At 49.0% G+C, this 14,643-nt stretch carries 14 protein-coding genes; 11 read left to right on the forward strand and 3 right to left on the reverse strand.

Translation table 11 applies throughout. The annotated features are described in order from the left end of the window. Positions 1–7 precede the first annotated feature (7 nt). From ACSFXJ_RS01960 to ACSFXJ_RS01990, 7 genes are all read left to right on the forward strand, one after another. A complete protein-coding gene (locus ACSFXJ_RS01960; protein ID WP_435923552.1) occupies positions 8–754 on the forward strand; it encodes a hypothetical protein in 747 nt (248 codons plus the stop codon). Further along, positions 754–948, forward strand: coding sequence for a DUF4177 domain-containing protein (locus ACSFXJ_RS01965; protein WP_435923553.1), 195 nt, complete (start codon positions 754–756; stop codon positions 946–948). The genes ACSFXJ_RS01960 and ACSFXJ_RS01965 overlap by 1 nt, the downstream gene beginning before the upstream one ends. 32 nt (positions 949–980) lie before the next feature. After that, entirely contained in the window at positions 981–1,364 is a 384-nt protein-coding gene (locus tag ACSFXJ_RS01970; RefSeq protein WP_435923554.1) for a GntR family transcriptional regulator, read from the forward strand. 142 nt (positions 1,365–1,506) lie between these two features. Further along, positions 1,507–2,427, forward strand: a complete 921-nt coding sequence (locus tag ACSFXJ_RS01975) for a polyprenyl synthetase family protein (RefSeq protein WP_435923555.1) — start codon at positions 1,507–1,509, stop codon at positions 2,425–2,427. A 187-nt stretch (positions 2,428–2,614) separates the two neighbouring features. After that, on the forward strand, positions 2,615–2,791 hold the full coding sequence (gene comX / locus ACSFXJ_RS01980; RefSeq protein WP_435923556.1) for a competence pheromone ComX: 177 nt from the start codon (positions 2,615–2,617) through the stop codon (positions 2,789–2,791). Positions 2,792–2,844: 53 nt separating this feature from the next. Beyond that, on the forward strand, positions 2,845–5,223 hold the full coding sequence (locus tag ACSFXJ_RS01985; RefSeq protein WP_435923557.1) for a sensor histidine kinase: 2,379 nt from the start codon (positions 2,845–2,847) through the stop codon (positions 5,221–5,223). Continuing rightward, positions 5,201–5,860 carry a response regulator gene (locus ACSFXJ_RS01990; protein WP_435923558.1) on the forward strand — a complete coding sequence of 220 codons (660 nt, stop codon included), beginning with the start codon at positions 5,201–5,203 and terminating at the stop codon, positions 5,858–5,860. Before ACSFXJ_RS01985 ends, ACSFXJ_RS01990 begins: the two co-directional genes overlap by 23 nt. A 64-nt stretch (positions 5,861–5,924) precedes the next feature. Here the strand turns inward: ACSFXJ_RS01990 and ACSFXJ_RS01995 are convergent, their stop codons facing one another. Further along, a complete protein-coding gene (locus ACSFXJ_RS01995) occupies positions 5,925–6,683 on the reverse strand; it encodes a hypothetical protein (protein ID WP_435923559.1) in 759 nt (252 codons plus the stop codon). A gap of 207 nt (positions 6,684–6,890) precedes the next feature. Here ACSFXJ_RS01995 and ACSFXJ_RS02000 point away from each other — a divergent pair, with 207 nt between their 5' ends. The 3 genes from ACSFXJ_RS02000 (at position 6,891) to ACSFXJ_RS02010 (ending at position 9,266) form a co-directional block, all read left to right on the forward strand. Further along, the gene (locus tag ACSFXJ_RS02000; RefSeq protein WP_435923560.1) at positions 6,891–7,082 is read left to right on the forward strand and encodes a hypothetical protein; all 192 of its coding nucleotides are present in this window, start codon (positions 6,891–6,893) and stop codon (positions 7,080–7,082) included. Between the two features lie 149 nt (positions 7,083–7,231). Next, positions 7,232–7,807, forward strand: coding sequence for a lysozyme inhibitor LprI family protein (locus ACSFXJ_RS02005; RefSeq protein WP_435923561.1), 576 nt, complete (start codon positions 7,232–7,234; stop codon positions 7,805–7,807). A 181-nt stretch (positions 7,808–7,988) separates the two neighbouring features. Then, positions 7,989–9,266, forward strand: coding sequence for an MFS transporter (locus tag ACSFXJ_RS02010; RefSeq protein WP_435925656.1), 1,278 nt, complete (start codon positions 7,989–7,991; stop codon positions 9,264–9,266). A gap of 1,878 nt (positions 9,267–11,144) precedes the next feature. On the opposite strand, the gene ACSFXJ_RS02015 is transcribed toward ACSFXJ_RS02010, so the two are convergent. Beyond that, entirely contained in the window at positions 11,145–12,053 is a 909-nt protein-coding gene (locus ACSFXJ_RS02015) for an EamA family transporter (RefSeq protein ID WP_435923562.1), read from the reverse strand. Positions 12,054–12,269: 216 nt separating this feature from the next. On the opposite strand from ACSFXJ_RS02015, the gene ACSFXJ_RS02020 reads away from it, so the two are divergent. Next, on the forward strand, positions 12,270–13,082 hold the full coding sequence (locus tag ACSFXJ_RS02020) for a methyl-accepting chemotaxis protein (protein ID WP_435923563.1): 813 nt from the start codon (positions 12,270–12,272) through the stop codon (positions 13,080–13,082). Between the two features lie 59 nt (positions 13,083–13,141). On the opposite strand, the gene ACSFXJ_RS02025 is transcribed toward ACSFXJ_RS02020, so the two are convergent. Beyond that, complete coding sequence (locus ACSFXJ_RS02025) at positions 13,142–14,278, reverse strand: GntR family transcriptional regulator (RefSeq protein WP_435923564.1); 1,137 nt, start codon at positions 14,276–14,278, stop codon at positions 13,142–13,144. Between the last annotated feature and the right edge of the window lie 365 nt (positions 14,279–14,643).

A 14,643-nucleotide genomic window follows, 5' to 3' on the forward strand; every position in this document is an offset into this window, starting at 1 on the left:
TGATTGCATGCAGATCAAATATATCGATTGGAGATCCGATCAAGAGGTCGAGGAGGAACGGTTGGCGCTGACGTATCACCATAACTCCAACCTTCATCCCCAGTTTGATGTGTTGACCCGTTCGCGGATGAAGATGCTGAAAAAGCTTTTTTCGCAGATGAATCAGACGGTGACGCCGGCAAAACGGTATTTCGCCTCGCAGCGTTATGGCATGGACGCTATGGACCGGAGAAGACATCCCTTTCTTGCGGATCTGGCGGCCGGCCTGGAGCGGTTGCAGGAAAACTGGCAGCCGTTCAGGGAGTTTGAAAACTTGAGGGAGCTTGGACCCGCTCATGAATTGGATGGGCCGGATCTGTACTTTTTGTCGAAAAACCGGGAAGACGGACAGTATCAATTGTTCTATTGCTGTCCTGCCGAAGGTTTTATTGAGCTGGTCAAGGAGCGGGTGGAAGCGGATTGGTGGAAATCTGCGTTCGATTCCGGCATAGACTTTACGGGTGGCGAAGGCGCCATATTTATTACCGCCAATATTCAACGCTCGATGAAGCTGTTCGGGGAACGCGGATATCGCCTCAGCCTGCTCGATGCGGGACGGTTCACCGAACGCCTTCTGCAAAGCGCGCCCGGCAGCGGCAGGACGGTCTCCCCGATGATGGAGTTTTACGATAAGGCCGTTCATGAACTGCTGGGGATTGACGGTTATTACGAAGTCGTGTTGTCGGTTCTTACATTTAGGGAGGAGGAAAAGTAATGTACGAATATAAATTCGTAAAAATCGAGTTGAAGGGATTTCTTGAAAATAAACCGGTGAAGGATTATCAGGAAATCATTCATGAGCATGCACGGGAGGGCTGGAGGCTGTTTCAGATTTTTGCGCCGAGCACCCAAGGCTTTGGCACCGCCAATCATTTCGATTTGATTTTTGAACGGTCCGTGCAGTCCTGAGGGAGCGGTCCTGACCGAAAGAGGCGATAGTTATGAGCAATCACCCGATATCCATTATGATGACGCCGGATTCCGATGAACCGCTCTACGTACAAATTCGGGAACAGCTGCGCGGGCTCATCGTGAGCGGGAGCTTACCCCACGGCGAGATGCTCCCCTCCTTGCGGGAGCTTGCCGGGCAGCTGGATTGCAGCTTGATTACGGTTCGCAGAGTATACGGCGATCTTGAAAAGGAAGGACTGCTCCTCGTGAGGAGGGGGACCGGTACGTTCGTCAACTGCGAAAGCAGCAACTTCGACCGGGACCGGGGACACCCCCAGGTCGTAAGGGCTTTCGAAAAAGCGATCCGGATCGGAAAAATGTACCGCATGAGCTCCGAGGAAATGACCGGTATTCTCGAACAACTGTTGGATTAAGGAAGGCCTGTTTCATGAACGTTTCGTGGAACAGGCTTTTTTATTATTGAATTCAAAGAAAAAAAAGGGATTATTTAATGAATATGGAATGTATAAAATAAATGGGAAAATTTATAATAATTAAGTTGCGGGAGGTTATAAATTGGAGAGATTTGCGGAAATGATAGATTTAGAGCTAAGAAAAAGCTTGAAGAACTATTTTAACGTACCGCAGCTCTATGAACATGCTTTATTATGTCTCGAAGAAAAAATGAAGGAATCCATGCTGTTGGGCAAAATGACCGTGCTGCATTACCGGATGTTTGCCGGCGAGGACAACGAGGATATCTATCGGGCTGCGGCGGCGATCGAGATGATGATGCTGAGCCTGGATATCATCGACGATATTCAAGACAAGGACAATGGGGAACAGGTATGGAACCGGTTTGCCCCGGAAATCGCCCTGAATATCGGCATCGGATTGCTCACCCTTTCCGTGCAGCTCATTCTCTCCACCGGCTTTCCCTTGGAGCGGAAACTGGAGGCTGCGCGCATTATCAACCAAGAAGTCCTCATCGCCGTGAACGGTCAAATGCGGGATTTAGTCAACGACATACATACGGAAGAGGATTACATCGACATGGTGTCGCAGAAGTCCGCAGCCCTGCTGGTCGCCGCCAGCATGATCGGTACGGTTCTGGCCACCGGGGAATGGGTCGAAGGAGTAAAACAGTATACCGAGGAGCTTGGGATCGCCGCTCAAATCAAAAACGACATTCGCGATCTGCTCAATTGGGATCATAAAAACGATTTTCTGAACCGCAAGAGAACGCTGCCCATCCTCTATTTGCTTCAATCGGTATCCGAACACGAGCATTGGATTGCGGACTATTTCGAAGGAAAGCTGGACTTTACCGATGTCCTGCAGCGAAAGGATGAAATCGAGCGCCTTGTGGAGTCGACGGGAACGTTATTGTATACGTCGGTTCGGATGCGGACGCACTACTACCGTTATTTGGAGCTGATCGAACAGCTTCAAGTGGAACCGCATTGGAAGGAGCAGATGCTCTCACTAGCGGAGTAAAAACGCAAAACAACAACAACACCGCAACAACAACACCGCAACATTAACACCGCAAGTCCCCGCAATGAGACCGCTATCATAATGGCGGGAAATACGGGCACGGTTGTCGTTTCCAGCATCTGGGATCCCTGATATATTGGGCTTAAGAGGAAATCCTCTTATAACCAACCAATCGGAGGGATTGTCAATGTTAAAAGAATTGATTCAAGCTTTGGTTAAAGATGCCGGTGCAATGGTGAACGTTCAAGCGGGTCAGCTTCAATTGGCGGGGATTAGCGGTGTGGAACATAGAGCATTGATGGATGTGCTTAAAGACAAAGGCGATATGAGCCGGGAACCGATGAAGGCTAGCATTTGGAACTAATGTGAATCATCGTTAGAGAAAACTTCCAGCTAAACTATTGTGAGGGATTGTCATTGGCAAACAAATACAAAATTACAGCATTTATTGTTCTGATTAGCATTCTTGTGGGTTATTTGTCCGTTTCCATTCTCAGATATCCTATTATCGGGATCGATGTCGCCCTTAATGACCAAGGGCAATATGTGGTGACGGATTCGCCGGAAGGATATTGGAGCTACGGAAAAGTTTTGGTCGGTGATATTGTCGTCGAGATCGACGGAAAACAGGCGGGAGATTTTTATTCCGTAAAGGCATTGGGAGGAATTGAAAGGGCTTCTTCGATTCTGCTCAACAGATTGGAGAGCCCTGATGGTTTGCGTAGTATCTATTTAGAAGTGAATAATCGTCTTACAGCAAAAGAGATTATCCTTCAGCTTGTTCTTCCGTTGGCTGCGGTACTTCTGTTCGCCGTCCTATCCATTTTTGTCTATCGAAGCAAGAAACACGACAAAGCCGCAGTCCAGCTGATTCTTTTTTTTATGTCGATCGGGATCGCTTATTTAAGTTCTTTTTCGTCCGGCAGGATTGATCCGGTAGGGAGACTCGCGCTATCCTTATCCTTTATGCTGGTGCCGATATTCTTTATTCAATTTATGAACGGATATCTGGTTCGTTATCAAGAAAAATTCGTTAATCGAGGCTTGATAATATTCTTTTATATTACCATTAGCGTTCCGAACGCGTTGGAGCTCAGTAATCTCATCTTTTTTAATGTAGCCAGTGGAATTACTACGATAATTATGCTGGCATATTTTATTTCGGTTAATGTGTTTATCATTTATAAGCTGGTTGAAAAGTATATCATGCACCGCCGCGGGTCTTTAAGGTCTTTATTTAAGCTGACTTTGACAGGACACTTGATCGGTTTTGTTCCGTTTTTGACCCTGTTCGCGGTTCCCCAATTGTTTGGGATCACATTCCTGCCGGCGGAGATTCCGGCGGTATTCCTGTTGACTATTCCGATTGTTTATTTATACATGTTCACGACGAAACAGTTATTCGATATCGATTTTTTGATCAATCGTTTTTTGTATTACGCGAGTTTAGCTTTTGCTCCGACCTTGCTTATTACGCTGCTGGCCACCATTATCCTGAGTCAGGACAACTATTCCTGGATTAAATGGAGCCAATTGTTCCTGGTCAGTTACCTGATGATCACCTTATTCCTGTTCGCCAAGGAATATGCGGATCGCCGGTTAAGACCGAGAATCAACAAAGACTTGCATAACTATCAGGGAAGCCTTAACCGATTTTCGACTCGAATCTCGAGAGTCATGAAAAAATCGGATTTGGAACGTGTCTTGGAACATGAGATCGTGCGAGTCTTGCCAGTCGGGGAAGTAGCCTTTTTCGAGGTTCGGATGGATAGGTTGGAGGAACTGAGCCTGGAAGAATCGCTTGCCGATATCCGCGACTCTGTTATTTCCGCTTTTCGACAAGCCCGGCCTCATTTATCCATCGGAAAGATCATACCGGCTGAACGGGGAATCTGCATTGTGATCGGCATCAAGGGAAGTAATCTCCACGTGTTGTGGCTGGACAATAAAAATAACCGGACCCGTTATAACACCGATGAACGGGCTTGGCTCAAAACGTTGGCCAACTACAGTGCCATCGTATATGAAAATCTGTATTTGATCGAAAAGCTGATTGAAGACTTGGAGGAAGAGTTCCAGAGACAGAAAGGATCGTCCGCATCCCCTTGGGTGCTGAGGCTTATTTTTAGATTATCCGAGAAGGAACGGCGCAAGCTGGCGTCCGATCTCCACGATTCCGCGCTTCAGGATCAGTTGCTCTGGTATCGCCAATTGGAGTCCGCAATGTCCGATTACGATATGTCCCAAGACTTGCGGCAGAAACTGCTGGACATCAGGGAAGGACTGTTGGACGTCATTCATCAGATCAGGGAAACCTGCAACGAGCTTAGGCCGCCATTACTTCATGAGATGGGCATCGTGGAAGCTCTGAAAAGCTTGTTTGAGCAGTCGCAGATCCGTAACAATTTCACCGTCGATTTCCGGGGGGATGATTTTACGGCCGAACTGAACGATGAGCAGATGCTTACGATCTTCCGAATTGTACAAGAGCTTCTTCGCAATGCAGGCAAACATGCCAAAGCTTCAAATATCGTGATCGCTTTGGAACAAAAGGACGGGATTCGTCTTACATATAAAGATGACGGGATTGGCCTCAAGCTGGAGGATTTGAATGATTCCTATCAGCATATGGGCTTGTCCGGGATTAAGGAAAGGGTGCACAGCCTGGAAGGCAGCATCAGCTTCAAGTCCGAAATGGGGGAGGGGCTTGAAGTCAACATCTTTTTACCGCTGGAGTCTTCAAGTATGAACAGGGAAAGCGAGGATGATATCGATGATTCGAATATTGCTGGTTGACGATCACCCCTCCGTGGGCGAGGGAACCAAAAACATGATCGAACAGGACCCGGAAATGCAGGTCACCGTGCTCATGTCGGGGATGGAGGCGCTTGACCTCGTTGCAAGGGAAAGCTTCGATGTGATGCTGTTTGATTTGAATATGCCCGTGATTAGCGGAGTGGAATTGACGAAGCGTATGGTGAAGCTGAACCCGGAGTGCCGGGTGTTAATTTATACGGGGTATGAGATCAGCCCGAACTTCAATCTGTTAATCGAGTCGGGGGTCAGCGGGATCGTCAGTAAGACGGCTAGCCGGGAGCAGCTTTTGAATGCCATCCGCTGCGTCATGCGCGATGAAGCGGTCATTCCCGTCTCCTTGCTGCGGCAGCTCCGGCGCCGGGAAGTGCGTTTGAATCAAGGCAGAGGGGAAAAAGAGATGGAGGAAGTATCCATCAATGAACGGGAACAGGAGATTCTGCAGGAGGTGGCCAACGGCAGCAGCAATCGCGATATTGCTTCCAAGCTGTTGATGAGCCAGCGGACGGTAGAATACAATTTAACGCGTATCTTTGAGAAGCTGGGCGTGCGTTCCAGATCGGAAGCGATTGTGGAAGCGAGAAGACTCGGCTTGATTCATTCCAATGAGTTCGTATAAAAATAAACCATGGAAAAGAGCCGTCCGGGTACCGGGAGGGCTCTTTTTTTGCCTTTTGCCGACATCATCTTAAACTGGATTCCCAATCGGCATATAGATTTTCGATGGATGTGTCCAAAATTTTCTCTATTTTTTTAGGCTTGCGAATGATTTCATTCAGCGTCTCGATTCCGTACTTTTCAACGATATAGTGAATCAATGTACCGCTGTAGAAATATGCCGCTCCTCCAGCTTGATTGAAATAACTTGGCTTCCGAAATTGCTCCAGGGCCGGAAAGTCCAGAAAGGCGAACCCGGAATTGATTTTGGACGCGAATTCCTCTTCAAATTGATTGGAAGCGTAGTAGGCGGTTCCCTCATCAAGCCATTTCGTACGCCCGACATTCGGATTGATCTGCTGGATTATCGCATGAACCAGTTCATGCGTAACTTGATCCGTGTAATCTTTTCGCGTATTGGGATCTTCCAAATCTACGGGGGTATATACCTTAATGGTTTTATCCCTAGCATCATAGGTGCCTTCCGTATCCCGCCCGATCATTTCCCGAAAGGCTTCGTAATCCACATACACATGAACGGGGACCTTTTGCTCGGATTCAAAATGAAACATCTTCGATAAACGCATGAAATGGGCGTCAAATTCGGAGGAGAGGATCTCGGTTACTTGTTTGGAGCCGGCATCGGCAGAGGGACTGTAAAACACGCCGTGTTCCGTCTCCTGGATGAGGATCAATCCCTTGTGAGGATTTCTATTGTTGAGGAAGAATGCCGACACGCCTAGCAATAGCAGGATGCCTAAAGTTAAGCCTATGTATTTTTTCAAAATAGAGCCACACCTCTTTCGATGATATATCCTATCATACTTAAATTTACAAATCGGGAAAAGTGAGGATAGAAAATTTTACGAAATCAGCCGGCGGAGCCGGGACGAGATTTTGCCCTATCCGGCATGGTATAATAGCCCTTAATAATCAATTACCTAAAAATCTACTGCACATTTGCATTTATTCTATTTCAGGGGGTCGTTATTTTGAGAGGCTACAATGTTTGGCGTCCCGTCATGCTGATTTTGATTGCGTTGCTGACGAAAACGCTTGTTACGAATTTGTGCATGTTGTTCGGTGTAACCCCGGAGGCGTCCAGTAATGTCGGCTTTATCGCCATGATGATCGCGGCATTGATCACGTACAACCGGATGGCGAAGAATCGCCGCCGAAAGTAAGCGGATACAAGCGTTTTGCCGGACTTGTCGCCGCCGCTTTTTTTGCGTCGATGCAACTTTTTTATTCCACGCCTCGTTTACGTCATTAGATAGTGCCGGATGATTCGGTCATTGGACATCGACGGCGAAAAATAGGGTAGGTGGAGCCATTGAAAAAAACGGGATCTTTATTCTTATCGGTTATATTGGTCAGTGGGATTTTGGCCGGGTGCGGTAACTCCGGGAAACCTGACCAAACTGGCAATACAACGGGAAATGATGAAGCCGTGCAAACGGAGCAAAATACGCAGGGTCATCCGGCCACGGAAGGAACCCCTCCTGCAGGCGAGTCCGGACTGTCTGACGGGAAGGGAACGGCGGACGGTGGTACGAAGAAAGCCTATATTCAAAAGCTGGACGACATCGAAAAAGGGCTCTCGGATCTTCAGGAATTGTACGATGAAGGCACAACCGTGTCGATGACCAAGGCGGCGGAGGAAGCGTATAAACGGTGGGATGATGCACTGAATGAAATTTACGGAGCGTTGAAAAACCGGCTCACCGAAGAGGACATGGCCGTTTTGAAGAAAGAACAGCAGGCCTGGATCACGAAAAGAGACGAGGACGCCGAGAAGAAAGCGGCCGAATTCAAAGGCGGCACGATGGAAGCTTTGGAACTGTTGTCGGCGAAGGCCGGGATTACCAAAGGAAGATGCTATGAATTGGTCGGAAAATACATGAAATAAAGAGGGAGGGCGCCGAGTAGGCGTCCCTTTTTGCGTTCGGTCTTCCGTAACGATTCAACAGGGTGACGAAGCCGGAGTTCACGCTTCCGCCGCAAAAATATTAAAATTCCCGCACTTTATATCTCCCGCGGAATATATTTTAAAAAACAAGCTTCCGGGGGGATAAGCTATGGGGCAAAAACTGGGGCGCAAATGGATCAACTCGCCGTATACGTATGCGCTGGGCATGTTCGCGATGATGGTGCCCAGCCAAGCGTTCAGTTCGTTCTACAGCTACTTTTATGTGGAACGGCTTGGGCTGGGGATCGGACTGGCGACGCTGGCGCGGACGATCTTTTTGACCTGGGACGCGGTGAACAATCCGCTGTTCGGGTATTGGTCGGACCGGACGAATACGCGGTTCGGGCGCCGCAGGCCATGGGTGTACGGTTCGATTTTGCCGTTCGCGTTTTTTTTCGTGCTGGTGTATTCGCCGCCGGGGTTCTTGACGGGCAACGGGCTGTTTATCTGGTTTCTTACCACCCTGATTTTGTATGAGGCGGTTGCCACGGTGATCTGGGTGAATTACGGGGCTTTGTATCCCGAGCTGTACCGAGGCGACCGGCTTCGGGCCAAGGCGTCCGCCATTCAGCAGGGCTACCAGGTCGTTGCGCTCTTGGTCGCCACGGCGTTGACGCCGGTGCTGTATGCGGCCATCGGCTTCTCGAACATGGCGGTCGTCTACGGTTGCATCTTCGCTGTTTTCATGCTGCTGTGCATGATGGGCATCCGGGAAGACCCGAAGGCCGGACAAGGCGAACCGCTCAAGCTAGTTCCGGCGTTCAAGGAAACGATCAAAAACAAGAAGTTTTGGATATTTAACATCTCCAACTCCTTCGCCCAGACCGTGAACGGGCTGATCAGCTCCATCATCCCCTTTTACGCCAAATATGTGTTGGGTATATCGGAGGCTCAGGTCTCGCTAATGCTCGCGGCCGTGTTCGTTTCGGTCATTCCGCTCGTCTTCGTATGGTATTGGATCATCCGCCGGATGGACGGGGTCAAGGCATGGCGGTTGTCCTTGATCGTTTACGGCCTCTCCGTGATTCCACTGTGGTTCGGATTCGACCTGATCAGCGGGATTCTCGCGGGCATAGCCGTCGGCTTCGGACTGGCTGGCTTTTTGGTTACTCCGCCCATTGTCGGCGGACAAATCATCGATGAGGATGCCGAGAAAACCGGCCTGAGAAGAGAGGGGATTTATACCGCGGTTTCCGGGTTCATCACCCGATCGAGCGGGCTGATTTCGGCTCTGGCCTTTTTCGTCGTCGGCGTGATCTTCGGATACGAAAGCGGCGATAACCCCGGGCCCGCTCCGGGGCTGACGTTTAAGTATTTGATGAGCGTCGTTCCGCTGATTTTACTGGCGGTATCCGTCATCCTGTCTTATATGGTCCGCATGAGGCCGGGCAAGTCCTGAATCCCAAAAGGCCGAGGCTCTAACGGTTGCTAATGCGCTTATCGTTCAAAAAAGAGGGCGTCGCCGACTCTAACGGTTGCTAATAAGCTTAATTGGCTTATCTGGCGATAAAACAGGCTGCCTGCAGCCAATTAGCGACTGGGGCAACCGTTAGAAAATAGAACTGGCGATATGAAGCACATTAGCAGCTGTGGCAAGCGTTAGCGTAAGTCCACGACTGTGCAATTAGATGGTCGGGACTCTAACGCTTGCCATTGAGCTATTAGGTCGAAAAACAGGGCATCGCCGACTCTAACGGTTGCCAATGTGGCTTAATTGGCTCGTCTGGCCACAAAACAGGTTCCCTGCAGCCAATTAACGACTGTGGCAAGCGTTAGCGTAAGTTCACCACTGGGCAATTAAAGGGTAGGAACTCTAACGCTTGCCATTGAGCTTATTAATCGAAAAACAGGCTATCGCAATCGCTAACGCTTGCTAATGCGCTTAATTGACTCATCTAGCCACTAAACAGGCTCCCTGCAGCCAATTAACGTCTATAGCAACTCTTAGAAAATAGAACTGGCGATATGAAGCAAATTAGCGGCTGTGGCAAGCGTTAGCGTAAGTCCACCACTGGGCAATTAAAGGGTAGGAACTCTAACGCTTGCCATTGAGCTTATTAATCGAAAAACAGGCTATCGCAATCGCTAACGCTTGCTAATACGCTTAATTGGCTCATCTAGCCACAAAACAGGCTGCCTGCAGCCAATTAACGACTGTGGCAACCGTTAGAAAATAGAACTGGCGATATGAAGCACATTAGCAGCTGTGGCAATCGTTAGCGTAAGTTCACGACTGGGCAATTAAAGGGTAGGAACTCTAACGCTTGCCATTGAGCTTATTAATCGAAAAACAGGCTATCGCCGACTCTAACGGTTGCTAATGCGCTTAATTGACTCATCTAGCCACAAAACAGGCTCCCTGCAGTCAATTAACGTCTATAGCAACTCTTAGAAAATAGAACTGGCGATATGAAGCAAATTAGCGGCTGTGGCAAGCGTTAGCGTAAGTCCACCACTGGGCAATTAAAGGGTCTGAACTCTAACGCTTGCCATTGAGCTTATTAATCGAAAAACAGGCTATCGCAATCGCTAACGCTCGCTAATGCGCTTAATTGTGCCATTTAGCCGCAAAACTGGCCTCCGGGAGCCAATTAACGGCTGGGGCAAGCGTTAGAAAGTCAAACTGGCCATACGCAGCCAATTAGCAACTGTAGCAAGCGTTAGCGTAAGTCCACCACTGGGCAATTAAAGGGTAGGAACTCTAACGCTTGCCATTGAGCTAATAGGTCGAAAAACAGGACATCGCCGACTCTAACGGTTGCTAATGCGCTTAATTGACTCATCTAGCCACAAAACAGGCTCCCTGCGGCCAATTAACGTCTATGGCAACCGTTAGAAAATAGAACTGGCGATATGAAGCAAATTAGCAACTGTGGCAAGCGTTAGCGTAAGTCCACCACTGGGCAATTAAAGGGTAGGAACTCTAACGCTTGCCATTGAGCTAATAGGTCGAAAAACAGGACATCGCAATCGCTAACGCTTGCTAATGCGCTTAATTGGCTCATCTAGCCACAAACCAGGCAGCCTGCGGCCAATTAACGTCTATGGCAACTCTTAGAAAATAGAACTGGCGATATGAAGCACATTAGCGGCTGTGGCAACCGTTAGCGTAAGTTCACGACTGTGCAGTTAGATGGTCGGAACTCTAACGCTCGCCAATGAGCTAACCGTTAGAAATTAAAACTGGCGAAATAAAGCACATTAGCAGCTGTTGCAAGCGTTAGCGTAAGTTTACAACTGGACACCCAACTCCCGCCAGATCGGCTCCCAGCACAAATCACAGCTCATCCGCAATCCCCAACAAGGCGATCCCCGCAATGACCGCAGCAATGACGGCATATTGCGCCTTGCTCAATTTTTCCTTCAGAAAGATCCGGGACAATATCACGGAGAAGATGCTGTACGAGGCGATCAACGGCGCGGCGATGATGGCGTTGCTCGCCATCGCGAACACGTAGAAGAACTGCCCGATCGTTTCGAATACGGCGGCGTACCCTTTGACCCGTTCCTTGAACAGGTTGAAGGGTTGTTTTTTCAGGAATCTCAAATAGATGAACCCGAGGGCCGCGCAAACGAAAAAAGTAAACTCATAAGCGAGCAAAGCGGCGTCCTCGCCGATCAGGCTCATTTCGTCCAAATAAATGCCGTCCGCAAACGTGCCGAGTCCGTCGATGACGCAATACAGGATGGGAAACAGGATCGCCATCACGCCGATCTGATATTTCGGGTCGACTTTCGCCGAATCCGCTTGAAGGGCTGCCTGTTCGACCCTCTTTTCCAGAACGGCAAGGGCGACGACCCCTGCGGTAATGACGGCGATGCCGAAGACCTCAAGGACGCTTAGCGAATGCGTGAAAAAAATAAACAACAAAATCGAAGTCACGGCGCCGGAGGAATTTTGGACGGGAGAGGCAATGGAGAGCTCCAGGTAGCGCAAGCCTATGTAACCGATCGTCATGGACAGGATGTATAGGGCGGAAACGGGCAAATAGCGGAGCATATCGAACGGATCGAACGCGATTCCCTGAATCAGCATATAGCCTGTGGCGTGAACGCCCATCACAAGGCCCACCATAATGACGATTTTGATATGACTGTACCGGTCGGTACTATCGCTGCCTTTTTTGTAAAACAAATCCGCTCCTCCCCAAGCGAAGGCGGTCAACAGGGCAAACATAAACCACATACGTCTTTCTCCTAACTATAAAAATTGAGCGAAGCGAAGCGCCTAAAGTAGCAAATGGCTTTCCCATTATAGATTTTGCGCCATGACAACTGTCAATGACAACAAGTACAGAGATGCTCGTATTCGTCGTAAATAATTCCACTTTTCCCAAACCGTAGATTGCCGTATAGTGTGATATATATCACTTAGCTGTCGAATGGAGAAGAGGAGAAAAACATGAGCAGGACGTTAGAAAGTTATGTTGCCATTGTACCGGTGATCAAGGCGGCTGTCCCGATGGACTTGTCGATCGCGGTTTGCGACCTGGAGAAATTTATCGCTTATTGGCCGGGGGAAAACATCGATTTGTCTATTCGCGTAAACCAGCTGCTGCAGCCCGACGAACCGCTGACGGACGCCATCCGGCGCAATGTCAGCTTGAAGGCGGATGTGCCGGCCGATTTTTACGGATTTGAATTTACGGGGACGGCGGTCCCGCTTCATGATGAGGAAGGAAACGTGATCGGCGGCATTGCGGTGCAATTGCGCAGACAGAAAGAACTGCGGGATATCTCCGACAACATGGCGAAATCGCTGACCCAGGCCAATGTCCAATTGTCACATATGGCGACCGGATCGGATGTGTTGTCCGATTTCACCCGGCAGCTTCTCGAACTCGCCCATACTACCGTGGAGCAGGTCGATCAGGCGGACGAAGTGGTTTCGATTGTCAAGGCCGTCGGAGATCAGACGAATTTGCTCGGCATTAACGCCGCCATTGAAGCGGCTCACGCCGGGGATAAGGGGAGAGGCTTCGGAATCGTCGCGAACGAAATTCGAAAGCTGTCGAACGAGACGGTTTCTTCCACGAAAGAGATCCAGGAAACGCTGAGAAGATTCAAAGAGGTGACCGGGGAAATGGGAGAGGCGATCGACCGCATCGCACAGATCGTAGACGAACAGGCAGGGGCCGCCCGCCAAATCTCGTCGTTTATTCAGGAGATTCAGCAAATGTCCGAAAAGCTGAGTCAATATACTCAAAAATTGTAGGATACCCCGCTTTCATACCCATTTAAAAAGGAGCCCCTTAACGGGAACTCCTTTTTGCCTTACCGGGTTGGGTTAGCCGGTGCTGTCGAGCTTCGAATGACCAGCTCAGGCTGATAAACAAAGGAAGGCGGCAACTTCCCCTTCTTTTCCACCGCGGATACGATCCATTTGGCGGCCTCGATGCCCATATCCATTTTAGGATGCGTCACGGAGGTCAGCTTCACTTCCGAGGCTTCGGCAAGCGAGGAATCGTCGTAGCCGACGATCGAAACCTGATCGGGTACTTTGAGGTCCAGTCTCCGCAGCATATCGAGCACGGCTAAAGCCAACTGGTCGTTGTAGCACACTACGGCTGTCGGATAGCTTTCGGCCGTGAAGTGCCGCTCCAGCTTTTCAAGAACCACGCGATCCTGTTCCTCCGTCGTAAACGGGATAGCCATCTCCTGAAAAAAAGGCACGCCGTTTTCCCGGAAAGCCCGGATAAATCCCTTCATCCGGTTGACCCCCTGCAGATCATCCGTTTTGAACAAACCGATGATGCGCTCATGGCCAAGCCCGATCAAATGATCGGTCGCCGCAAATCCGCCCTGCTCGTCATTGACGATAATGTGTGGGGGCATAAGCTGGGGATAAAATTGGTTGATCATCAAGTAAGGAATATTTTTCTGCTCCAACTCCAGGTAGTAATTGATGTTCGGATTATGATTGCTGCTCTTCGTCGGCTCGACGATAAGACCGTCGATTTGCCGGCTCAGCATGGTCTGGAGGCACTGCCGTTCCTTTTCCACGTTGTTGTCCGTACAGGCAAACGTCAAGGAATATCCCTGAGCGGTCAGGTAGGATTCAATGCCCTTGATGATGGAAGGAAAAATATAATCCGAAATATAGGTGGTTATGACCCCGATATTTTTCTTGTTGGCCGGAGTTGCGGGGAACGCGGAAGAACCTTGCGGCAGGGCAGGATCCAGCAAATGCTTGGATTGAAACGAACAAAACGTCCCGGCCCCCTGCTCCCTGTAAAGCAACCCCTCATGCACCAAATCGCCGACGGCTTGCCGGACGGTATGTCTGCTGACCCCGAACATTTTGACAAGTTCGTTTTCGGAGGGGATTTTCTCCCCGGGGCGAACGTTTCCGCTTACGATCCATTCCGTAATCTTTTCTTTTACTATACTATGCTTCGTTTTTTGAGCCACAGGATCACCACATTCATATGCAAATAACCTAACAATAAAAATATCGTATCAAATTAATGGAAAATATACTATGTTTAAAAACTTCAAGATTCGGCAATAGGCAGTTGAAAAAAAGAAAAATGGTGGTAAAATCAAATCAAAGTTATACGTACAAGTTATGTTCCGGACACCAGGGTTTTGGAAGAAGTCCCCTTCACTTTTCTTATATCATTGGACTTAACGAATTTTGAAAACGCATACTTCGGTAAAATTTGTGAAGAAGGCACTCCCGGACGCATTATCCAGTCTTATGAATTGTCAAAAGTTGTACGGTCAAGTTGGTGTAAATAAGCACAGGTGCATATTATTGTCGGAAACCGGGTGCT

The organism is Paenibacillus salivarius, assembly GCF_051307165.1.
In the GTDB taxonomy this organism is placed as follows: Bacteria; Bacillota; Bacilli; order Paenibacillales; family Paenibacillaceae; genus Fontibacillus.

Excerpts from the sequence above, each read along its gene's own strand:
- ACSFXJ_RS01960 (WP_435923552.1), top strand. The coding sequence starts at position 8 with ATGCAGATCAAATATATCGATTGGAGATCCGATCAAGAGGTCGAGGAG.
- ACSFXJ_RS01965 (WP_435923553.1), top strand. The coding sequence starts at position 754 with ATGTACGAATATAAATTCGTAAAAATCGAGTTGAAGGGATTTCTTGAA.
- ACSFXJ_RS01970 (WP_435923554.1), top strand. The coding sequence starts at position 981 with ATGAGCAATCACCCGATATCCATTATGATGACGCCGGATTCCGATGAA.
- comX (WP_435923556.1), top strand. The coding sequence starts at position 2,615 with ATGTTAAAAGAATTGATTCAAGCTTTGGTTAAAGATGCCGGTGCAATG.
- ACSFXJ_RS01990 (WP_435923558.1), top strand. The coding sequence starts at position 5,201 with ATGATTCGAATATTGCTGGTTGACGATCACCCCTCCGTGGGCGAGGGA.
- ACSFXJ_RS02015 (WP_435923562.1), bottom strand. The coding sequence starts at position 12,053 with ATGTGGTTTATGTTTGCCCTGTTGACCGCCTTCGCTTGGGGAGGAGCG.
- ACSFXJ_RS02020 (WP_435923563.1), top strand. The coding sequence starts at position 12,270 with ATGAGCAGGACGTTAGAAAGTTATGTTGCCATTGTACCGGTGATCAAG.